20 protein-coding genes are annotated in these 20,158 nt (G+C 71.6%); 9 read left to right on the forward strand and 11 right to left on the reverse strand.

Annotated elements, in window-relative coordinates:
* Positions 1-287 precede the first annotated feature (287 nt).
* On the forward strand, positions 288-2,984 hold the full coding sequence (locus F9C41_RS08510) for a DUF4062 domain-containing protein (protein WP_196279676.1): 2,697 nt from the start codon (positions 288-290) through the stop codon (positions 2,982-2,984).
* A 44-nt stretch (positions 2,985-3,028) separates the two neighbouring features.
* Here F9C41_RS08510 and F9C41_RS08515 read toward each other — a convergent pair whose 3' ends face one another.
* The 5 genes from F9C41_RS08515 to F9C41_RS08535 form a co-directional block, all read right to left on the reverse strand.
* Complete coding sequence (locus tag F9C41_RS08515) at positions 3,029-3,928, reverse strand: alpha/beta fold hydrolase (protein WP_155386079.1); 900 nt, start codon at positions 3,926-3,928, stop codon at positions 3,029-3,031.
* A gap of 2 nt (positions 3,929-3,930) precedes the next feature.
* Positions 3,931-5,151, reverse strand: coding sequence for an acyl-CoA dehydrogenase family protein (locus F9C41_RS08520; RefSeq protein WP_155386080.1), 1,221 nt, complete (start codon positions 5,149-5,151; stop codon positions 3,931-3,933).
* 4 nt (positions 5,152-5,155) lie between these two features.
* Positions 5,156-6,181, reverse strand: coding sequence for a phosphotransferase family protein (locus F9C41_RS08525; protein ID WP_155386081.1), 1,026 nt, complete (start codon positions 6,179-6,181; stop codon positions 5,156-5,158).
* 67 nt (positions 6,182-6,248) lie between these two features.
* Positions 6,249-7,244 carry an NADPH:quinone oxidoreductase family protein gene (locus tag F9C41_RS08530; RefSeq protein WP_230689426.1) on the reverse strand — a complete coding sequence of 332 codons (996 nt, stop codon included), beginning with the start codon at positions 7,242-7,244 and terminating at the stop codon, positions 6,249-6,251.
* Positions 7,244-7,693, reverse strand: a complete 450-nt coding sequence (locus tag F9C41_RS08535) for a MaoC family dehydratase (protein WP_155386082.1) — start codon at positions 7,691-7,693, stop codon at positions 7,244-7,246. Before F9C41_RS08535 ends, F9C41_RS08530 begins: the two co-directional genes overlap by 1 nt.
* A gap of 108 nt (positions 7,694-7,801) precedes the next feature.
* Here F9C41_RS08535 and F9C41_RS08540 point away from each other — a divergent pair, with 108 nt between their 5' ends.
* Positions 7,802-8,434, forward strand: coding sequence for a TetR/AcrR family transcriptional regulator (locus tag F9C41_RS08540; protein ID WP_196279677.1), 633 nt, complete (start codon positions 7,802-7,804; stop codon positions 8,432-8,434).
* A 15-nt stretch (positions 8,435-8,449) separates the two neighbouring features.
* Here F9C41_RS08540 and F9C41_RS08545 read toward each other — a convergent pair whose 3' ends face one another.
* The gene (locus tag F9C41_RS08545) at positions 8,450-8,875 is read right to left on the reverse strand and encodes an MmcQ/YjbR family DNA-binding protein (RefSeq protein ID WP_230689427.1); all 426 of its coding nucleotides are present in this window, start codon (positions 8,873-8,875) and stop codon (positions 8,450-8,452) included.
* Positions 8,876-8,940: 65 nt separating this feature from the next.
* Between F9C41_RS08545 and F9C41_RS08550 the strand changes: the two genes are divergently transcribed.
* Entirely contained in the window at positions 8,941-9,324 is a 384-nt protein-coding gene (locus tag F9C41_RS08550; RefSeq protein WP_230689428.1) for a VOC family protein, read from the forward strand.
* Between the two features lie 21 nt (positions 9,325-9,345).
* On the opposite strand, the gene F9C41_RS08555 is transcribed toward F9C41_RS08550, so the two are convergent.
* Complete coding sequence (locus tag F9C41_RS08555) at positions 9,346-10,467, reverse strand: LuxR C-terminal-related transcriptional regulator (protein WP_155386083.1); 1,122 nt, start codon at positions 10,465-10,467, stop codon at positions 9,346-9,348.
* A gap of 156 nt (positions 10,468-10,623) precedes the next feature.
* Between F9C41_RS08555 and F9C41_RS08560 the strand changes: the two genes are divergently transcribed.
* Complete coding sequence (locus tag F9C41_RS08560) at positions 10,624-11,331, forward strand: hypothetical protein (protein WP_155386084.1); 708 nt, start codon at positions 10,624-10,626, stop codon at positions 11,329-11,331.
* Positions 11,332-11,418: 87 nt separating this feature from the next.
* Here the strand turns inward: F9C41_RS08560 and F9C41_RS08565 are convergent, their stop codons facing one another.
* The gene (locus F9C41_RS08565; protein ID WP_155386085.1) at positions 11,419-12,171 is read right to left on the reverse strand and encodes an SDR family oxidoreductase; all 753 of its coding nucleotides are present in this window, start codon (positions 12,169-12,171) and stop codon (positions 11,419-11,421) included.
* Between the two features lie 203 nt (positions 12,172-12,374).
* Positions 12,375-14,744 carry a family 20 glycosylhydrolase gene (locus F9C41_RS41995; RefSeq protein WP_155386086.1) on the reverse strand — a complete coding sequence of 790 codons (2,370 nt, stop codon included), beginning with the start codon at positions 14,742-14,744 and terminating at the stop codon, positions 12,375-12,377.
* Between the two features lie 109 nt (positions 14,745-14,853).
* Between F9C41_RS41995 and F9C41_RS08575 the strand changes: the two genes are divergently transcribed.
* Together F9C41_RS08575 and F9C41_RS08580 are read left to right on the forward strand one after the other, a co-directional pair.
* Positions 14,854-15,624 carry an aminotransferase class IV gene (locus F9C41_RS08575; protein ID WP_196279678.1) on the forward strand — a complete coding sequence of 257 codons (771 nt, stop codon included), beginning with the start codon at positions 14,854-14,856 and terminating at the stop codon, positions 15,622-15,624.
* A 138-nt stretch (positions 15,625-15,762) separates the two neighbouring features.
* The gene (locus F9C41_RS08580) at positions 15,763-16,533 is read left to right on the forward strand and encodes a CYTH domain-containing protein (RefSeq protein WP_155386088.1); all 771 of its coding nucleotides are present in this window, start codon (positions 15,763-15,765) and stop codon (positions 16,531-16,533) included.
* 22 nt (positions 16,534-16,555) lie between these two features.
* Here the strand turns inward: F9C41_RS08580 and F9C41_RS08585 are convergent, their stop codons facing one another.
* A complete protein-coding gene (locus F9C41_RS08585) occupies positions 16,556-17,479 on the reverse strand; it encodes an arginase family protein (protein ID WP_155386089.1) in 924 nt (307 codons plus the stop codon).
* 146 nt (positions 17,480-17,625) lie between these two features.
* Here F9C41_RS08585 and F9C41_RS08590 point away from each other — a divergent pair, with 146 nt between their 5' ends.
* Together F9C41_RS08590 and F9C41_RS08595 are read left to right on the forward strand one after the other, a co-directional pair.
* On the forward strand, positions 17,626-18,084 hold the full coding sequence (locus F9C41_RS08590; RefSeq protein ID WP_155386090.1) for a hypothetical protein: 459 nt from the start codon (positions 17,626-17,628) through the stop codon (positions 18,082-18,084).
* Between the two features lie 29 nt (positions 18,085-18,113).
* Complete coding sequence (locus F9C41_RS08595) at positions 18,114-18,314, forward strand: hypothetical protein (protein ID WP_155386091.1); 201 nt, start codon at positions 18,114-18,116, stop codon at positions 18,312-18,314.
* Between the two features lie 329 nt (positions 18,315-18,643).
* Here F9C41_RS08595 and F9C41_RS08600 read toward each other — a convergent pair whose 3' ends face one another.
* Complete coding sequence (locus F9C41_RS08600) at positions 18,644-19,222, reverse strand: hypothetical protein (RefSeq protein ID WP_230689429.1); 579 nt, start codon at positions 19,220-19,222, stop codon at positions 18,644-18,646.
* Positions 19,223-19,560: 338 nt separating this feature from the next.
* Between F9C41_RS08600 and F9C41_RS08605 the strand changes: the two genes are divergently transcribed.
* Positions 19,561-20,157 carry a TetR/AcrR family transcriptional regulator gene (locus tag F9C41_RS08605; protein WP_155386092.1) on the forward strand — a complete coding sequence of 199 codons (597 nt, stop codon included), beginning with the start codon at positions 19,561-19,563 and terminating at the stop codon, positions 20,155-20,157.
* The last annotated feature ends 1 nt before the right edge of the window (position 20,158 follow it).

Raw genomic sequence — 20,158 nt, forward strand, 5'->3', positions numbered from 1 at the left:
TCATCGAGCAACGACCACACTGTCGCCACGTCCGGACCCACGAGGTGGCCGCGCCGCTCCGACCGGCCGGCGACGAGAAGGACCGGACAGGAATGCCCGGTTCGTGACCGCACGCACGGTTCGCCTGCTCCAGTGCCGCAGTGGCACGACCTCTGTGAGATATCAGGCTGGCGGCTCCGCGTACACCCGGCAGACTGGGTGTCGTGGGGACCGGCGGGCGTTCGGTAGGAGACGGCTCACGGGAGGACGTCCGGATCCGGACTCCCGACCAGCGGCTCCGGGTCTTCGTGAGTTCGACCTTGGATGAGCTGGCCAAGGAACGGCAGGCGGTCGCGCGGGCGATCTCCGCGCTGCGGCTCACCCCGGTGATGTTCGAGCTGGGGGCCCGCCCGCACCCGCCGCAGGAGCTCTACCGGGCGTATCTGGCCCAGAGCGACATCTTCATCGGGCTGTACTGGCAGCGTTACGGGTGGATCGGCCCCGGCATGGACGTCTCGGGCCTGCAGGACGAGCTGGGGCTGGCCCGGGGCATGCCGCGTCTGCTGTATGTGAAGAGCCCCGCGCCGGATCGCGAACCGCGGCTGGACGAGCTGATCGAGGGTCTCATGGAAGAGGCCGCCGACTCGTTCCGCGTCTTCCGGACATCTACCGAGCTGGGCCGGCTGGTCCGCGACGACCTCGCGACGCTGCTCAGCGAGCAGTTCACCGTCGCCCGTCCCCACCTCGGCACCGCGCCGCCCGCAGTGGCGCAGCCTTCCCGGACCGTGGCAGCGACCGCGCCGCCACCACCGACGCCGGTGACTCCCGCTCCGCCCGATGCCCGGTCGGCTCCCGCACCGGTGGCCCTGGACCCGCCCGCGCCGCAGCCGCCGTCCGGGCTTGGGGCGACGACGGACCCGAAGGCGCTGCCCGCGCCCGGGCCACGGGCGCTGCCGGCGGACACGACGACCCTGGTAGGGCGCGAGTCCGCGATCGACGAGGTGGCCGGGCTGCTCGGCAGCCGCGGGGTGCGGCTGGTGACGCTGACCGGGCCGGGCGGGATCGGCAAGACCCGGCTCGCGCTGGCCGTAGGCGAGCGGTTGCGCGGCGGCTTCGACGCGGGCACCGCGTTCGTTGCGCTGGCCGACGTCAACCGGCCGGAGGCGGCGCTGGCCGGCATTTGCCGGGCGATCGGCGTCGGTCCGGGCTTCTCACCACTGGAGATTCTCGCCGACCGGCTCGGCGACGGCAGGTGGCTGCTGATCCTGGACAACCTGGAGCAGGTGCTGGATCTCGGCCCCTTCCTCGACGAGCTGCTGGCCCGCTGCCCCGGGGTGGCGATACTGTCGACCAGCCGGCGGGTGCTGCGGCTGCGCGCGGAGTGGGAGTATCCGGTGCCCGCGTTGGCGCTGCCGGAGGACCCGGCCGACGCGTCGATGGACGAGCTGGCGGCGTCCCCGGCGGTGGCGCTGTTCGTGGACCGGGCCCGCGCGGTCCGCCACGACTTCGTCCTGACCGGAGACAACGCCGCCGCAGTGGTCGAGATCTGCCGACGGTTGGAGGGCCTGCCGCTGGCCATCGAGCTCGCCGCCGCCCGGACCCGGCTGCGGGAGCCCGGGGTGGTGCTCGAACGGCTGGCCGGTTCGCTCGACGCGCTCGGCGCCGGCCCGGCGGACCTGCCTGACCGCCAGCGCACCCTGCGCACCACCGTCGAGTGGAGCGTGAGCATGCTCGACGAGGCCGAACGGTCGCTGCTGGACGCCCTCGCCGTGTTCGCCGGCGGCTGGACCGTCGAGGCCGCCGCCGCGGTGGCGGGCCTCGACGAGGACCGGGCGCTGGAGCTGACCGAGGCGCTGCACCAGCACAGCCTCGTGCACCTGGACCGCACCGAGTTCGGGGCGCGGTCGCGGATGCTGGAGACGGTGCGGGAGTTCGTCGCCGAACGGCTGGCCGACCGCCCCGACGGCGCGGAGATCCACCGCCGCCATGCCGAGCACTACCGGCGGCTGGCCGAGCAGGCGGAGGAATCGTTGCGCGGCGCGGGTCAGCGGGCGGCCGGGAACCGGCTGCAGTGCGACGCGGGCAACCTCGTCGCCGCCATGAGGTGGTATCTGGTCAACGATCCCGAACCGGTGCCCCACCTGCTGAGTGGCCTGTGGCTGTTCTGGACGCTCTGGGATCACGTGGACGAGGTGCGCCCCGGGATCGAGCAGCTGCTGCCGAGCACGGCCGCGCTGGACCTCCAGTCGCGGGTCGAGTTGCTGTGGACGGCCGCGGTGCTCGCCGACTATGTCGGTGACGAGGCGGCTGCGGTGCGGGCCTACCGGCAGCTGGAACCGTTGCGCGACCGCGTCCAGGACCCTCGCCTGCGCGCGCTGTCCTACGTGGCCATGGCCTGGACCGCACCGCTCGTCGGCGGCGACGGCGACGGCGACGGCGTGCTGCGCGAGGCGCTGGCGAGTCTGGAGCAGCTGCGTGGCCTGGAGGAGCCGTTCTGGACCGCGCTGATGCTGACGGCGGCCGCCACCGTGGAGCGGACCCTCGGCCGCTGCGACGACGCCGTGCGCCACCTCGACGAGGCGTGCGAGCTGGCCCGGCTGATCGACAACGCCTGGCTCGCGGCCTGGGCGCGCCGGGAACTGAGCACTCATGCCATCGCGCGGCACCGGCTCGGTGACGCCCGAGCCCTGCTTCACGAAGGGATGACGCTCAGCCTGCGGGTGCACGACATGCGCAGCGTGACCCTGTGCCTGGGCGGATTCGCCAGGCTGGCCTACGCCGAAGGCGACCACGAGAGGGCTGCCCTGCTGGCGGGGGCAGCGTGCGCGTTGCGGCAGCGCAGCGGCATACAACTGTGGTCGATGCAGCGCTCGGCGCGGACGGAGGGGCTCGACGAGCTGCGCGCCGCGCTCGGCGACGACCGGTTCGACCGGGCGTACGCGGCCGGCGGCCGGCTCAGCAAGCGGGAGGCGGTGGCGGCCGCCGACGCAGACGCGGACGCGTAGCAGGTCGGGCACCTTGTGGTGGCGGCAACGTGACCAGACCTTCCTTACCGCGCCGGTTCGGTGGGAACGAGGTCGTGTTCGTGGAGCCAGGCGAGCAGGTGTTCGGAGAGTTCGCGGGGGTGTTCGAGCTGGGGGACGTGGCCGGAGTCGAGTTCGACGTAGGTCCAGTGCGGCAGCCGGGCGGCGACCGCGCGGGCGGAGCCGATCGGGACGTGCCGGTCGTGCACGCCGTGGGTGAGCAGCACCGGCATCCGCAGCGACGCCATGGCCTGCCAGTAGGCGCTGGGCCGAGCCAGCAGCCGCAGCAGTGAGCGGCTCGCGCCGAGGTAGGAGTCGGCGCGGCGCGGGTTGGCGGCGGTCATCTCCTCGTCGAGGGCGACCGCGTCGGCGATGACCTGCTCCGGCACCCGGGACGGGTCGGCGCAGGTCATCGCCAGGGTTTCCTCGATACGCTGCCGGGCGGGCACGGTGGCCAGCCGCCGCCGCATGGCCCAGCCCGCGAGGCCGGGTACGAGGTTGATCAGGAACAGCCGGCGGATCTGCGGATCGATCTTGACTTTCGGGGCGATCGGCACGCTCGGGTCGATCAGCGCCAGCCCGCACACCGCGTCCGGGGCGGCGGCCGCGGTCAGCGTGGACACCATGCCGCCCATCGAGTTGCCGACCAGCACCGCGGGCTCGCCGACGACCTCGGTCAGGTAGCGCCGCAGCAGCTCGGCGTTGGCGGTGACCGTGGTCGGTCCGGCCGCACCGCCCGTGCGGCCGAACCCCGCCAGATCCAGAGCGGTGACCCGGGCGTACGGCGTCAGCAGCGGCGCGATCCGCGTCCAGTTCAGGTGCGAACCGCCCAGCCCGTGCACGAGCACCACCGGCGGCGTGTCTGGCCTGCCGCCGAAGTCGACGTAGTGCACGGGTCCGCCGAGGTCGACGTACGCGCTCTTCATGGTCAGCTCCGCTCCGCGCTGTACTTGCGCAGCTCGCGCTTGGCCAGCGAGGCCTTGTGGACCTCGTCGGGGCCGTCGGCCAGTCGCAGCGTACGCGCGGCGGCCCACATGTGCGCGAGCGGGAAGTCCTGGCTGACGCCGCCTCCGCCGTGCACCTGGATCGCCTTGTCGATCACCCAGCCGGCCATCTCCGGCACGACGATCTTAATCGCCTGGATCTCGGTGTGCGCGCCCTTGTTGCCGACCGTGTCCATCAGCCACGCGGTCTTGAGCACCAGCAGGCGGGCCTGCTCGATGCGCACCCGGGCCTGCGCGATCCACTCGCCGACCACGCCCTGCGCCGCGAGGGGCTTGCCGAAGGCGACGCGCTCGGTGGCCCGCCGGCACATCAGTTCGAGGGCGCGCTCGGCCATGCCGATCAGGCGCATGCAGTGGTGGATGCGCCCCGGTCCGAGCCGGGCCTGCGCGATGGCGAAGCCCTCGCCCTCGCCTGCGATCAGGTTGGCGGCGGGCACCCGTACGTCGGTGAAGGTGATCTCGGCGTGGCCGCCGTGCCAGCCGTCGTCGTAGCCGAACACGTGCATGCCGCGCTTGATCTCGATGCCGGGGGTGTCCCGGGGCACCAGGATCTGGCTCTGCTGGCGGTGCCGGTCGGCGGCCGGGTCGGTCTTGCCCATCACGATGAAGATCGCGCAGCGCGGGTTCATCGCCCCCGACGACCACCACTTGCGCCCGTTGATCACGTACTCGTCGCCGTCGCGCTCGATCCGGGTGGTGATGTTGGTGGCGTCGGACGAGGCGACCTCGGGTTCGGTCATGCAGAACGCCGACCGGATCTCCCCGGCGAGCAGCGGCTTGAGCCAGCGCTCCTGCTGCTCGGCGGTGCCGAACATGGTCAGCACCTCCATGTTGCCGGTGTCCGGGGCGTTGCAGTTGATGGACTCCGGGGCCAGGTGCGGGCTGCGTCCGGTGATCTCGGCCAGCGGCGCGTACTGCAGGTTGGACAGGCCCGCGCCGAGCGGGTGGTGGGGGAGGAACAGGTTCCACAGGCCGCGCTTGCGGGCCTCGGTCTTCAGCTCCTCCATGACCGGCGGGGTGGTCCACGGCGGGATCTCGCCGAGCTGGTGCTCGGCGATCGCCTCGGCCGGGTACACGTGCTGCTCCATGAAGTCGAGCAGGTCGGCGCGCAGCTGCTCGGTGCGCTCGTCGTACGAGAAGTCCATGTGCTTACGCCTCCTGCAGCGTGCGGTGACCGAGCTTGATCAGATGCGGGACCATCGCGCCGACCCGGTCGAAGCCCTCGCCGACCGTCTGCCCCGCGAGATACCGGTAGTGGATGCCTTCGAGGATCCCGACGAGCTTGTAGTGCGCGAACGCGACGTACCACGGCAGCTCCGACAGGTCCGCGCCGCGCCGGGCGGCGTATCGCGCCGCCATCTGCGCCGACGTCGGGAAGATCCCCGGCGGGGGAGCCTCGCCGAACAGGCCGTCCATGACCGGCTCGGTCCACATGCGCCAGTAGCACAGGAACAGGCCCAGGTCGGCGAGCGGGTCGCCGATGGTGGCCATCTCCCAGTCGAGCACCGCGACGATCTGGTCGCCGGGCCCGACGATGCAGTTGTCCAGGCGGTAGTCGCCGTGCAGGATCGACACCTGCGCGGACTGGGCGGGCAAACGCGCCACGAGGTCGGCGTGCAGCTCGGCCAGGCCGCGCAGCTCGCGGTTGTGCGAGTGCTGCAACTGGGTGCTCCAGCGGCGCAGCTGCCGGGCCAGGTAACCTTCCGGCTTGCCGAAGTCGCCCAGCCCCACCGCCGACGGGTCGACCGCGTGCAGGTCGGCGAGCACGTCCATCAACGCCAGCGACAGCGAGCCGACCCGCTCGGCGCCCAACGTCGCGGTCTGCCCGGCGGTGCGCCACACCGTCCCGTCCACGTGTTCCATCACGTAGAACGGCGCCCCGATCACCTCGGGGTCCTCACACAGCGCCACGGTGCCCGGCACCGGCACCCGGGTCCCGCCCAGCGCGGAGATCACCCGGTACTCGCGGGACATGTCGTGGGCGGTGGACAGCACGTGCCCGAGCGGCGGGCGGCGCACCACCCAGCGCTGCGCGTCGTCGGCGACCCGGTAGGTCAGGTTGGACTTGCCGCCAGGGATCAGCTCCCCGGTCAGCTCTCCGCTGACCAGCCCGGGACGCACCCGGTCCAGGAAGGACCGCAGCGCCGACAGGTCGAGTCCTTTCGGATCGGTCATGCCTTCACCTCGCTGCGCTCGGCTCCGTCATGACTGACGGTGCCGATGGTTCGCTCGCTGCGCTCGCTCACGGCCGCACCACCAGCCGGCCGACGGTCTCGCCCGCGCCGAGCCGGGTGAGGCCGTCCACGGCCTCGTCGAGGCTGAGCACGCCGCCGATCAGCGGCTGCACGACGCCGTCGGCGGCCAGCCCGCACAGCTTCTCGTGCACCTCGACGACCAGCGCCGGGTTCAGCTGTCGGTACAGGCCCCAGTGCACGCCGACGATCGAGTAGTTCTTCACCAGCGCGTGGTTGAGTCCCGGCGTCGGCACGGTGCCGCCCGCGAAGCCGACGACCAGGATGCGGCCCTCGAACGCGACGCACTTGACCGAGCCCGTGTACGCGTCGCCGCCCACCGGGTCGAAGACCACGTCCGCGCCGCGGCCGCCCGTGGCGGCTTTCACCGCGGCGATGAAGTCCTGCTCGCGCCGATCGACCACCAGGTCTGCGCCGAGCTTCGCGGCGACCTCGGCCTTCGCCGCCCCGCCGACGACCGCGATCACGGTCGCGCCCGCGGCCTTGCCGAGCTGGATCGCGGCACTGCCGACCCCGCCCGCGCCCGCGTGGATCAGCAGCGTCTCGCCCGGCTGCAGCCGCGCCCGGCGGTGCAGCGAGAACCAGCCCGTCTGGTACGCGATGTGCATCGCCGACGCCTGCACGTCGTCCAGTGCGGCCGGGGCGGGGAACGCGTCCACGGCCTCGACCAGCGCGTATTCTGCCAGCGCGCCCGAGGGCAGCGCGGTCGTCCCGATGACCCGGTCGCCCTCGGTGAACCCCGTGACCTCGGCTCCGGCGGCGACGACCTCGCCGCACAGCTCCACACCAGGGGTGAACGGCAGCGGGGGGCGCACCTGGTACTGCCCCCGCACCAGCAGCACGTCCGGGAAGTTCAGCGCCGACGCGCGCACGCGTACCAGCAGCTGGCTCGGACCCGGCGTCGGAACCTCGGTCTCGACCAGGCTCATCACGTCGCCCGGCTCGCCGTTGGCGGCGACCTGCCAGGCGCGCATCACGGCGGCCATCAGACGTACATCCGCGACACGGTCTCGGCGACGCAGACCGGCTTGTCGCCACCCTCGCGCTCGATGGTCACCTGCGAAATCAGCTGCACACCGCCGGTGACGTCCTCGACCGACAGCAGCTTCACCGTCGCCCGCACCCGCGAGCCGACCGGCACCGGTGCGGGGAAACGCACCTTGTTGGTGCCGTAGTTGACGCCCATCTTCACGTCCGGCACCCGCAGCGCGTCGCCGGCCAGGAAGGGGATGAGCGACAGCGTCAGGTATCCGTGCGCGATGGTGGTGCCGAACGGGCCCGACGCGGCGCGGGCCGGGTCGGTGTGGATCCACTGCAGGTCGCCGGTGGCCTCGGCGAACATGTCGACCCGCTGCTGATCGATCTCCAACCACTCGCTGGTGCTGACCACGGTGCCGACGGCGGCACGCACGTCGTCCAGGGAGGCGAAGGCCATGACATAACCCTTCCACGGTGAAGGCTGGCGAACTAAGTAAGCGCTTGCTTAGGATGCCGGTATGGAAGGGTGCTGTCAACGCTTCACTCCGAGCCGTGGAGGACCCCGATGAACACCGCCGCCGCCGACCTCGACGAGGTCGCGATGCTGGAGCGGGCCTGGCACGACGTCAGTCCGGCCCCCGCCCGGCGGCTGCTCATCGCCGCCGTCCAGGCCTTCGCCGAACGCGGCTACCACGCGACCACCACCCGCGACATCGCGACGCGGGTCGGCATGAGCCCCGCCGGGGTGTACGTGCACTACCGCTCCAAGGAGGAGCTGCTGCACCGCATCTGCCTGGTCGGTCACCGGCACTCGCTGGTCGCCCTGCGCGCGGCGGCGGCCCGCAGCGACGACCCCGTGCAGCAGCTACGCGACGTCATCGGCGACTTCGCCGCCTGGCACGCCCTGTTCCACACCCCGGCCAGGGTCATCTCGTACGAGCTCAACGCCCTGGAACCGGCGCACCTCACCGAGATCACCGCGCTGCGCCACGAGATGGACCTGCTGGTGCGAGCCACCCTGGAACACGGCGTCGCGCGTGGCGTCTTCGACGTGCCCGACATCCCCGGCACCGGCCTGGCCCTGCTCTCCCTGACCGTCGACGTCGCCCGCTGGTATCGCACCTCCGGCCGCAGCGCCCCCGAGGACATCGGCGCGCTCTACGCCGACCTCGCCGTACGCATGGTCCAGGCCCGCTGACCCCCGCAGAGATGCTCAGGTCGGCGGGTTGTCGGCCAGCCAGACCGACGCGCGGCGGGCCGAGGCGCGCGACAGCCACGCGTCCTGGACCAGCTCGGCCAGCTCGCGGCGGCTGATCTCGCCGATCCGGCAGGCTCGCAGCAGCACCGACGGGTGGCCGTTGAAGTGCGCGGTGGTGAAGTACGGTGAGGACTCGTCCTGGACCATCGCCTGCTTGTCGGCGTCCGATCCGACCCAGAAGACGATCACGTCGGGGTAGCGCTCGCCGGTGTCGGGGTCGACGGCGTCCGGCCGCGGATTGCGGAAGAAGATGAAGGACTTCCCGCCCACCTGGTAGACGGGGTTCTCCCCGGATCCGTACTCGACGGTGACGTGCGGCATGGCCAGGGCCAGCTCGTGCACGTCGTCGACCTGGGCGGGTCGCTCGTTGTCGTCGGACACGCTGCGAGCATATGTCGTAGCCCGTGCGCTGGACGTGCGCCGGACTGCCGCGCCACGATACGGGGATGCGTTCTCGAACTGCCGGCATGTGGTGGGGCACCGCGATCGAAGCGCCCGACCCCGCGGCGCTGGCGCGCTTCTACGCCGAGCTGCTCGGCTGGCCCGTCGTCCACGAGGAGCCGGGAACGGCGATCATCGCACCGCCGCAGGGAGCCGTCTACCTGGTGTTCCAGCAGGCCACCGGCTACCAGGCGCCCGTCTGGCCGCCGGTCGACGGCGCGCAGCGCCCGATGATGCACTTCGACTTCCAGGTCGGGGACCTCGACTCGGCCGTCGCCGAGGCGCTCGCCCTGGGCGCGTCGCTCGCCACACCCTCACCGCGAAAGAACGTGCGCGTGTTACTCGACCCGGCTGGACATCCTTTCTGCCTCTGCGTCGAAGAGGACTGACGGACCGAAGCAAATGCCCGGTCAGGAGGGCGCCGGGTCGACCAGCCGGCCGTCGGTGGAGGTCGCCGGGTGCGCCAGCTGCGGCAGGTAGTGCCGGGTGAACAACTCGCTGATCAGGTCACGGCGGCTTCGTACGCCCGTCTTGTCGAACACGGCCTTGAGATGGTCCTGCACCGTGTACTCGGAGATGCCCAGCACGGTCGCTATCTGCGCGGTCGACCCGCCCAGCAGCACCTGCTGGGCGACGTCGCGCTCCCGCTGCGACAGCCCGTACGCGTCCAGCACGATCGCGGCGAGATCACCCGGCTCGGCCGGCCCGATCGCCACCGCGGTCATCGGTGCCGGGGCCGGCCCGATCCGCCACGCGTGCAGGGCAGCCCACCGGCCGCTGCGGGTACGCGCCCGGGACCGGGCCTGGGTGGCGGCGGTGGCGGTCGCCCGCGCGGCGACGGCCTGCACGGCGTACGGCAGCGCCGACCCGGCGCGATCCTCCGGCAGGTCGTCCAGCCACCGCCGGGCCGTCGGCGACACGCTGACCTCGTCCTGGTGCTCGTCGAGCACGACCAGGCCGGGCGCGTCGGCGATGGTCCCGGCGTCCCTGCCCGCCAGCAGCAGCGAGCGGCGCAGCGCCGTCGTGGCGGGTTTGCTGATCTGCCGCGCCGCGGCCAGGTCCGTGTCCGTGAACGCGGGCGAACCCGCCGCTCGGCACAGCACCAGCAGGCCCCAGGTGTGCCCGCCCTGGCGCAGCACGACCCGCAGTTCGTCGCGGATGCCCAGCGGCCGCAGGATGTCGCGGTAGTACTTGCTGGACGGCAGGTCTCCGTCGGTGGAGTTGCTGAGCAGGCTCGCCGGGTCCGGTCGCCGCGCCAAGGCCCGCAGGTTGTCCACGTCGTCCTGCTCGATGTGTTCGATCTCGAACAGGCGCGGCATCGTCTCCTGCGGGAAGCCGTGGCGATGCTGCCCGCCCGTGTCGAGCAGCGTCGACGGGTCCAGCACCACCCCGCACCAGATGTCAGCCGGCACCAGTTCGGTGATGCCGCGGGTGGCGGCGTCCAGCACGTCGAGGGTCGCCTCGGCGGTGCTGAGGTCACCGCCGATCCGTCGCAGGGCACGGTCGACGGCATCGGCGCTCAGGGCAGGCATGCGGGTGAGCCTAGGCAGCGATCCCAGACTTCTGGGATGGGCCGAACGAACCCGAGTGGATAGCCTCCCCGAGACACACACCGGACCGGTGGCCGCCTCCGCGTCCGACGATTCGGCCGTGTCCACGGCCAGGGAGCGAGAAGCACGGTGTCCTGGATGACCGTCCGTAGGAACGGGTTGGCGCTGCTAGTGGGAGCGGTTGTCGCCGTGTCGGGGGCCTGCGGGGCGGACGGCGGTGGCGGCGCGGACGCCCCGGTCGACTCGGCGTCGGGCGCCGTCACCTCAGCCGGGCCGTCACCGCAGCCGGGCGCCGGTGCGGCCGGCTGCGCGGACTCGCCCGCTGCCACGGACAACGCGGCCGCGATCCAGGCGGCCTGGAACGCGGTGCCCGCCGGGCTGCGCACGGCCCTGGCGGCCCAGGGCCTGAAGCCGGACGGCGCCCACGGCGGCATGGCCCCGGCGGCCGTGGTCAGCGGCCTGGTCGGGATCCACGTCACGAACCTGCTCGCCGCGTCCGGAATCGACGACGCGCAGCGGCACTCGGCGCGCATCACCGCCGACGTTTATGTCGCGCTCGTCAACAAGGATGCGGCCGCTGCGGCCGGCACCAAACCGCCGGGCCTCCTGACCATCGTCCGCGAGCGGCAGGACCATTTCACCAAGGGCATGGGCGGGTACGGCGTCAACGTCGAGTTCCTGCCCGAGTCGATCGTGGCCGACCTGAACACGCTGTTCGGGCCGGTGCCCGACGGCGTCCGGCAGGGCCCCTCGGCCGGCTCCGGCAAGCCCTACTACCGCCCGACCCTGACAGGCAGCGACATGCTGACGTTCTGGCCGGTCGGCTTCGCCGGCGGCGGCTGCTGACACCTGGGTCGGATGCCCGTGCGTCCGCAGAAGGCCCCGCCACCGGATGTCGCAGCAGGCCGGCGATGGTGCGGGCTGCGGCCGCGGTCAGGCCGCGTCGCTCAGCGCTCGCAGCCACTCGTCGAAGCCGGTGGGTGCGATGCGGGCGTCCTTGCCGGGTAGCAGCACGTCACCGGCCATGTCGAGGCCGAGCACCGACGACCATGTGGGTACGAGTCTGACGGTGCGCCCGCGTGCCTCGAGGGTGCGCCGGGCCATGTCCACCAGGTCCTGTGCGTCGGGTCCGGCCACGTCCCGGTGGCGGCCCTGCGGCTCGTCCAGCGCGACCTCGGCGAGGATGTCGGCCACGTCGCCGGGCGCGATCGGCTGCACCAGCAGCGGCGCGATCGGGGCGGCCCCGTCCTTCTCGGTCCAGGCGACGACCGTCGCGGCGAAGTCGTGGAACTGCGTTGCGGGGACGATCGTCCATGGCACCGGGCCTGTTTCGACGAGGCGTTCCTGCTCCCGCTTGCCGGCGTAGTGCGCGTTGCCCTCGATGCGGCTGATCCCGACGATCGAGAGCAGCACGTGGTGCCGCACCCCGGCCCGCTGCTCGGCGGCGAGCAGGTTCGCGGTGGCCGTGTGGAAGAAGGCCACCGTCTCCGCCCGGTCGCGCGCCGGGCCGCTGGTGGCGTCGATGACGGCCTCGACCCCGGTCAGCGCGTCGTCCAGGCCCTGTCCGGTCGACAGGTCCACACCGAGCGAGCGGCTGATGCGTACCACGTCGTGCCCGTCGCGTGCCAGCGCGGCGACGGTGAGCGAGCCGATGTTCCCGGTGGCGCCGGCGACGGCGATACGCATGATGACCAGTCCTCACCTCGCGCCGGAGATCACCTCCGGTGGACCTGCGCCATCGTATGACGTGTCGTGCCACCCGCCGGAGACCGGCACGCCGCCGCGCATCGCCCGATCGACACGGCTGCCGGTCGGGCGATGCGTGGCGGGGGCGGGCTCGCGAGGTGCGCCTGCGGAACCTGTTCGTCCGCGCCACACCTGGGGTCTGTTCAGGCGGCGCCGGTGAGGGCGAAGCTGTCGATGTCGAACAGGCTGCCGGTGGTGCCGGTGAAGACGAGGTAGAGCGGTCCGGAGCCGGTGCTGATGGTGGTGGTGACGTCGGCGTAGTTGGCCCAGCCGCCGGTGTTGGCGACGGTGGCGGTGCCGAGCAGAGGGCCGGTGGCCGAGCCGGTGCGGATCTGGATGGTGCCGCCGGATCCGCCGGAGGACACGCGGGCCGTGAAGCCGGTCTTGCCTGCGGGGTTGACGCCGGAGAACCCGATCCAGTCGCCGTTCTCGATGTATCCGACGCGGTTGCCGCCATGTGCGGCGGCGTCGGCGACGATCTGTACGCCCGACTGGGAGCTGTACGACTCCGCCTCGATCCGGGTCGCCGGTGGCGCGGTGCCGGTGAGGGCGAAGCTGTCGATGTCGAACAGGCTGCCGGTGGTGCCGGTGAAGACGAGGTACAGCGGTCCGGAGCCGGTGCTGATGGTGGTCGTGACGTCGGCATAGTTGGCCCAGCCGCCGGTGTTGGCGACGGTGGCGGTGCCGAGCAGCGGGCCGGTGGCCGACCCGGTGCGGATCTGGATGGTGCCGCCGGATCCGCCGGAGGACACGCGAGCGGTGAAGCCGGTCTTGCCTGCGGGGTTGACGCCGGAGAACCCGATCCAGTCGCCGTTCTCGATGTATCCGACGCGGTTGCCGCCGTGCGCGGCGGCGTCGGCGACGATCTGCACGCCCGACTGGGAGCTGTACGACTCCGCCTCGATGCGGCCGGTGGCGGGCGGGGTGGCCCAGGGGACCTGCGGGGACCGGTAGAAGTTGATGTTCTGCAGCGTCCAACGGGGGCCCTGCGCACCCAGGCGCGTCTTGAAGGCGTCCCAGTTGCGGGCCGACTGCGGCGACCAGGCCAGCTCGGCGAGGGCGGGCAGGCGGGGGAAGGCCATGAACTCGATGTCGGCGAGCTTGGTGAGGGTCTCGCTCCACATCGGGGCCTCCACCCCGAGGATCGCGCTGGCCGGCACGTTGGTGAGCAGGGTGGCGGGATCCCAGTTGTACGCGGTCTGCACCTCGATCAGGCCGGCCCAGCTGAGTCCGAGCGGGGTCTGGTTGGTGTACTTCATGTCCAGGTACGCCTTGTTGGCGGGCGACATGACGACCTTCGCGCCCTTGCTGACCGCGGCGCTCAGGTCGGCGTCGGAGGTGGTCGTGCCCCAGTACTGGGCGATCCGGCCCGGGGTGTGGTCGGCCTGGCCGAGCTGGTGCCAGCCCATCACGGTCTTGCCCGCGTTGCCGACGAACGGCTGGATCCGGTTCATGAACGTGCGGTAGTCGGCGTCGGAGGTGCTGTTCGCCTCGTCGCCACCGATGTGCAGGTACGGGCCGGGGGTGAGGGCCGCCAGCTCGGCGAGGACCTGCTGCACGAACGTGTAGGTGATCTCCTTGCCGACGCACAGCGAGCTGAAGCCCACGCTGGTGCCCGTGTACAGCGGCGGGGCCGTGTTGTTGCAGTTGAGCTCGGCATAGGAGGCCAGGGCGGCGTTGACGTGCCCCGGCATGTCGATCTCCGGCACGATCGTGATGTGGCGGGCCGCGGCGTAGGCGACGAGGTCGGTGTACTGCGCCTTGGTGTAGTAGCCGCCCGCGCCGCCGCCGACCTGGGTGCTGCCGCCGACGGTCGCCAGGCGCGGCCAGGCGTCCACGACGATGCGCCAGCCCTGGTCGTCGGACAGGTGCAGGTGCAGCGTGTTTATCTTGTACTGGCTGATCTCGTCGAGGTATCGCTTGACGACGTCCACGCCGAAGAAGTGCCGCGAGACGTCGAGCATCGCACCGCGGTAGCCGTAGCGCGGGTGGTCGACGATCCTGCCGCCGGCGAGCTCCCACGGCCCGGGCTGGACGGTGCGCGCCTCGACGGCGGCGGGCAGCAGCTGCCGCAGCGTCTGCACGCCGTGGAACAGTCCCGCCGGAGTCTGCGCCCGGACGGTGACCAGGGCCGCGGTCACGTCCAGCTGGTAGCCCTCGCTGCCGACGCTCGGGTCCGCACCGGACAGCAGCAGTGCGATGCCGCTGGTGGGCGTGCCGCTGGTGGCGGTGACGGGCAGCGCGTAGCCGGTGGAGGGGCGCAGCAGGTCGGCGAGATAGGCGCCGACGGCGGTGGCGGCCGATGAGCCCGTCGGGGTCTGGATCGTGGCGGCCGCGGGCAGCGTGTAGGTCACGCCGGTGGCGGGCTGCACCGACACCGGCACGGGCACCACGCTTTGCAGGCTCACGGGAGCGGCGTCGGCCGGAGTGGCCTCCACGGTCCAGGCGAGCCCGGCGGTGGTGACGGCGGCGACTGCGAAGACGAGCAGAACTTGCCGGGCGCGATGGTGCACGAGGTCCTCCAGCGAAACGGTAAAGTTTCCTGTTAGTTTGACGGCAGGCTATGTCCAGGTGTCGGCGGTGTCAAGCGCGGCGATGGCTGCTGCCGCGTACATTCGGCGGGTGACCGAACTCGACCTGTGGCGCGCCGAGATCGACGGGCGTGCCGCCGACGCCGAAGCCCTGGCGCTGATCGAGCACCGCGCCTGGGGCCACTTCACCGCGATGCAGGTGCGCGACGGCCGCACCCGCGGGCTGGACCTGCATCTCGCCCGGCTGCAGGCTGCCCACCGCGCGATGTACGACCGCGACATCGACGCCGGGCAGATCCGGGACCGGGTCCGGCACGCGCTGGACGGCATCCCGGACGCGTCGGTGCGCGTCTACGGCTACTGGAACGGGCTCATCGTGACGGTGCGCCGGCCCGAACAGACGCCGCCGCGGCCGCACGCGATGGGCTCACAGCATTTCCAGCGCCCGCTCGCCGGACTCAAACACCCGGGCAGCGGGGCGGCCCAGGGCTACTTCCTCGACCGGGCGCTCGCCGCCGGGTTCGACGAAGCCCTGCTGGTTGGTGCCGACGGGACCATCGCCGAGGGCGCGATCACCAACGTCGGCTTCTGGCGCGCCGGCACGATCGTCTGGCCCGACGCGCCCGCGCTGCCCGGCATCACCATGCTCGTGCTGCGCCGCGCGTTCACGGCGCACGGCGTGACCCAGGGCCGGGCGTCGGTCCTCCTCGCGGATTTGGCGGCATACGACGGGATGTTCCTGTGCAACTCGCGCGGCTGGGCGCCTGTGGACCGCGTCGACGACACGCCGGTGCCGGTGCCTGCCGGGATGACGGATGCGATCGCGCGCGCCTACGACTCCGCGCCATGGGAATCGATCTGAGCACCCCGGGTCAACGTACGCGGGCCGTCGGCACGGCAGGGACCGCCCGCGCGGCGCGACGGCCGGGTCGGCTCTCTCCGGTGACGGGCAGCCGACGGAGCGGTAACCGGGATCGGCATGTGCTCGTTGCGATCACACGTGACCCCTGAAATCGGACAGCGCACGAGCACCCGGTACGCCGTCCCGGACGTCCCGGCGTTCCTCGACGCCTGCGACACGGTCGAGTTGAAGGCGGTGCTGACCGAGACGGAGGGCCGCCAGGCGGCCCGGTCCCTGGGCTTCGACATCGCCGATGCGCTGACCAGGCATGTCTACTACCTCGACACTCCGAGCCTGGCCCTGGAGGCAGCCGGGGTGATCATGCGGATCCGGCAGACCGGCGACGCCGGAGCCGACGCGACGGTGCGCATCCGGCCGGCCGACCCGGCCGCGCTCGACCCCGAGCTGCGCCGCCGGAAGGGCTTCCACGTGGAGCTGGACATGTGTCCCGACCGGTTCGTCTGCTCAGCGTCGCTGAAGACCCGGCTCGCCGGCGCGACGGTGGCCGCCGCGGCGGCCGGACGCACGCCACCGGGCGCGCTGTTCACGCCGCGGCAGCGGCGGCTGTTCCAGGCCTACGCGCCGCACGGCGTGGCCCTGGACGGGCTGTCGCTGTTCGGCCCCGTGCGCGTGCGCCGGCTGGCCGGCGCCGCTCGCGGCTGGCAGCACCAGCTGGCGGTGCAGCTGTGGGAGTTCCCGGCCGAGCCGGTGCTGGAGCTGTCCAGCAAGGTCGCCGCGGCGGACGCTGCGCTCGCGGTGGCTCGATGGTCGTCCTTCCTGGACCTGCACCGGGTGATCCCGAGGCTCTTCCGGCACACGAAGTCGCAGACGGCGCTGCGCGCGTCGGCGCCACGGGCCGCGTACGGCTGACCGAGCCGGCGCGAGGTGGCGTTCAGGAACGGCCCGGTGGGGCCGAGACCGGCCGAAGCGCATTGCGGAGGCAGGCGACGAACCGGGTGAGAACCTCCGGGTATCCCGCCGCTCGGGTGGGGTTCAGCTCGCCGATCGAGAGCACGCGGAAGCGATGATCACGACAGGCGATGCGCAGTACCGCGCTGATCTTGTCGAGCGACGGCCCGCTGTTGCGCCCATCAGTGCTCTCGGCCAGCGGCGCGTCGGTGAAGTCCAGGACGTCGACGTCGAGGTGCACCGCCATGCTGGCGCGCGGAAGAATGTGGAGCGCCCGTGTCGCCTGCGCCGACGGCTCCGCGGCCAGCGCGGCGCTCGCAGACCACTGCAGGCCCAGGTGTTCGACCTGTTCCCGTTCCCACGGGGTCGCGGCCGCGTACTCGACGCCGAGGAAGTAGAGCTGCCTCGGGGTGAGCAGCGGCCGCCGTCCCAGCGCCGACACCAGCGGCTCGGCCGCGCCCGGCAGGTCCAACGCGTGGGCGAGGCCCATCCAGTCCAGAGCCCCGTCGGTGGTGCTCTGCGGCGTGTTGAGATCGAAGTGCCGGTCGACGTACAGCAGGCCGGCGTCAGGGTCGTGGGCCGTCAACGCGGTCATCACGCCGAGGGCGACCGTGCAGTTGCCGCCGAGGACCAGCACGTCCGCGTCCGCCGCCAACGCCGTCGCCACCTGATCGGCGACGGCGTTGACGGCTGCCACCACCGCCGTGAGGTTCTGGGCATGTGGATGGCGCCGGTCCGGGGACCAGACCTGCATCGGCCCGTCACCGGCGTCACGGACCTGACGGCCTGCCGCCCGCAGCTGATCGATCAGGCCGAGCTCGCGCAGGACCCGCGCAGCCGTCTCCTGTCCAGGTGCGTAGCTGCCCGCGCTGGTCGGCGCGCCCACCACCACAAGATCCCGCGGCATCGGCCCATCCTCCTTGCCCTGGCTGACCGGCGCGAGCCGCCACGCCCTGGCCTACTCGGTCACACGATCTCGGGTATGTCCGTGTCGCTAATGATCAACCGAAAGTGGGGCAGACGGGCGGGCCGGTGACTCGGCAGAATGCGCCCGTGCCGTCAGTTGCCCCAGGCCGCTCGAAGCGCCTCACCCCGCTGCCCGCCCTCGGCCCGCTCTACCTCGTCGGGATCGCGATCTGCGCAACGCTCATCGTGGAGGCGTTCGTCGACGGCCGATACGCCGATCCGATCCTGATCCCGTCGGCCGTCCTGTTGATCGCCGCCTACGCCGGCCTGCGCCAGGGCATCTACCTGGCGGGTGACCAGCTGATCCTGCGGTTCGGCCTGGGCCGCACGGCCGTCGCGCTGAGCCGGGTACGCGAGTTCACCATCCGCCCGCAGCCCGGCAGGGCCGGCAAGCGGCTGCTCCACCTGGAACTGCTCGACGGCACCCGGGTCGCCACGAGCGTCGGCGTCAGCCGGAATCTGTTCAGTCCGGTGGTCAGGCTGCCGTTCGAGAAGCTGGTGATGCTGGTGGAGCAACTCGACACGCACCGTCGGCAGTCCCACTGACACGTGGCACGCCACCGGTTCCGGGCCCGGTGGTGAGGGCGACGCCGATTCCGTCGATCACGGTCACCGTCGACACCTACACCGAGGTCTTCGCCGAAGTTGACCTCAAGAGCGCCACCGCCGCCGACGTCATTGCCCGCACCCGCCAAGCCGCCCCCGTACGAGCGCAACGCGGCGCTGGCAGCTCACGCCGTGTCGCCCGCGAAAGGGATCTGACGTTGGCCAGCTGAGCGGACTTCTCGGCTTTCGCGCCGCGCGCGGACACTTCAACATCTCCGTGGAGGTGGTCGGCGCAGGACCGGATGTGACCGCCCGGGCGGTGAGCGAGGTCGGCCGGTCACCGCCCCGCGAACGCCCGGAAGGCGACGAGCCACGGAGAGCGGGGTCGCTAGGTAGTAAAGGCTTGTCGGCATGCAAGCCCAGTAGGAGCACTCGCCATCGACCAGCTCCGGCTCGAGAATGGCGGCGGTCAGACCTCCCTGCATTGCCCGATCGGCGATGTTCTGCCTGACCGGTCCCGCGCCCCATGACGATGCCGTCGTGCGAGATGTGTCCCATGTCAGTTTGCCTTCGCTGCGCGGCCGAGTCGGATGGCCGCGATGAGGAAGAAGATGGCTCCGGGAATCGCGTACCCGATCGCGTTGGTCAGCGCCGGGTTGTCCGCGGAGGCAGCCGCGAAGAACGACCCACCGGCGAGCATGGAGAGGCCACCACTGATGATCATCGGCCACTGGCCGCCCATCCTGCGGCGGGTGGCACCCACGATCAGCTGAACCAGTCCGGCCACGACTGCCCAAGCGCCCCACACGCGCAGGACCTCCGGGATGCCGGACGAGCCGGCGACGGCCAGCCCGACAGCGGCAAGCAGGCTGACCGCGACGTTGACGTACAGGAGGGTGGGCGATCCCGCGGAGCGCGACGAGCGGGCGTCGATGATGGCGGCGGCCACATCGACCAGCGGGTATAGCACGAGCAGCGTGACTGCGAGCGGGTTGAGGCCGTCGGCGACCGTGAACGTCACGCCGGCCCAGATGGTGGCGAATATGAAGCGGGCGAAGTACAGCCGTCGCAGGGCGGCCGCCGCCGTCGAGATGGCGGGGGAGGCAACTTGGGTCATATTGATCTTTTCGGTGGTCATGGTGGTCCTCTCGGTGGTGAGCAAGGAAGGTGCGACCAGCGGATTCGCAAGGGACCGATGGGGGAGACCGAACGTTCCGTCCCTCTAACAGTGGCGGCGCGGTCGCCAAATGTCAAGACCGAACGTTCTTTCCCATTCGGGTGCTCATGGGCGCCACACCCGAAGACGCCCGCCCCGCCATTCCGCTGGGACTGCCGGATCAGCCGGGTTCCGGCAACTGAACCGCGATGCGGCCATGCTTGCGGCAGTACGCAGATGTTGCGACGCCCTCACCTGGGCGAGGTGTTCGAGCGATGCCAAATAGCAAGACCGAACGTTCTATCGTTTAGAGTGGGCTCATGGCACGCACTGAGGCCGAGGCCAGGCCGTCCGAGGCACGACTGCGGCTGCTGACCACGGCGAGCAGGATTTTCTACGCCGAAGGGATCCACTCGGTCGGCGTCGACCGGATCATCGCCGAGTCGCAGGTGACCCGATCCACCTTCTATCGGCACTTTCCCAGCAAGGAAGACCTTGTGCTGGCTCACCTGGAGAGCGCGGACCAAGGCATCCGCAGCCAGGTGGAAGCGGCCATCGCCGCGAGCACATCGGCGAGTGACGCCGTACGGGCCATTGCGGCAGGGATCGCCGAGTACATCCAGTCCTCCGGCTTTCGCGGTTGTGCCTTCCTGAACGCCGTGGCCGAGTATCCCGATCTCGCCGATCCCGTGCATCAGGCCGTCCTCGCTCATCGGAGATGGTTCCTCGACACGATCAGCACCCTGATGGCGAGCATCGAGGCGACCAAGGCTGAGCCCGCAGCGCAGCACTTCGTCATGCTGCGGGACGGGGCCATGGCGGCCGGCTGCCTGTTCGACCCGGTCCTCATCTGCGAGACTTTCCTGCGCGGTGTCGACGGACTCGTTCAAATTCACGGCTCGCGCCAGCCGTCCTGAC

The sequence above is a fragment of the Catellatospora paridis genome, assembly GCF_009720365.1.
Taxonomy (GTDB): Bacteria; Actinomycetota; Actinomycetes; order Mycobacteriales; family Micromonosporaceae; genus Catellatospora; species Catellatospora paridis.

What these genes read in the sequence shown, in the direction of transcription:
- F9C41_RS08515 (WP_155386079.1), bottom strand. Translation starts at nt 3,928, where the DNA reads ATGAAGAGCGCGTACGTCGACCTCGGCGGACCCGTGCACTACGTCGAC.
- F9C41_RS08520 (WP_155386080.1), bottom strand. Translation starts at nt 5,151, where the DNA reads ATGGACTTCTCGTACGACGAGCGCACCGAGCAGCTGCGCGCCGACCTG.
- F9C41_RS08525 (WP_155386081.1), bottom strand. Translation starts at nt 6,181, where the DNA reads ATGACCGATCCGAAAGGACTCGACCTGTCGGCGCTGCGGTCCTTCCTG.
- F9C41_RS08530 (WP_230689426.1), bottom strand. Translation starts at nt 7,244, where the DNA reads ATGGCCGCCGTGATGCGCGCCTGGCAGGTCGCCGCCAACGGCGAGCCG.
- F9C41_RS08535 (WP_155386082.1), bottom strand. Translation starts at nt 7,693, where the DNA reads ATGGCCTTCGCCTCCCTGGACGACGTGCGTGCCGCCGTCGGCACCGTG.
- F9C41_RS08540 (WP_196279677.1), top strand. Translation starts at nt 7,802, where the DNA reads ATGAACACCGCCGCCGCCGACCTCGACGAGGTCGCGATGCTGGAGCGG.
- F9C41_RS08550 (WP_230689428.1), top strand. Translation starts at nt 8,941, where the DNA reads ATGCGTTCTCGAACTGCCGGCATGTGGTGGGGCACCGCGATCGAAGCG.
- F9C41_RS08555 (WP_155386083.1), bottom strand. Translation starts at nt 10,467, where the DNA reads ATGCCTGCCCTGAGCGCCGATGCCGTCGACCGTGCCCTGCGACGGATC.
- F9C41_RS08560 (WP_155386084.1), top strand. Translation starts at nt 10,624, where the DNA reads ATGACCGTCCGTAGGAACGGGTTGGCGCTGCTAGTGGGAGCGGTTGTC.
- F9C41_RS08565 (WP_155386085.1), bottom strand. Translation starts at nt 12,171, where the DNA reads ATGCGTATCGCCGTCGCCGGCGCCACCGGGAACATCGGCTCGCTCACC.
- F9C41_RS08585 (WP_155386089.1), bottom strand. Translation starts at nt 17,479, where the DNA reads ATGCCGCGGGATCTTGTGGTGGTGGGCGCGCCGACCAGCGCGGGCAGC.
- F9C41_RS08600 (WP_230689429.1), bottom strand. Translation starts at nt 19,222, where the DNA reads ATGACCACCGAAAAGATCAATATGACCCAAGTTGCCTCCCCCGCCATC.
- F9C41_RS08605 (WP_155386092.1), top strand. Translation starts at nt 19,561, where the DNA reads ATGGCACGCACTGAGGCCGAGGCCAGGCCGTCCGAGGCACGACTGCGG.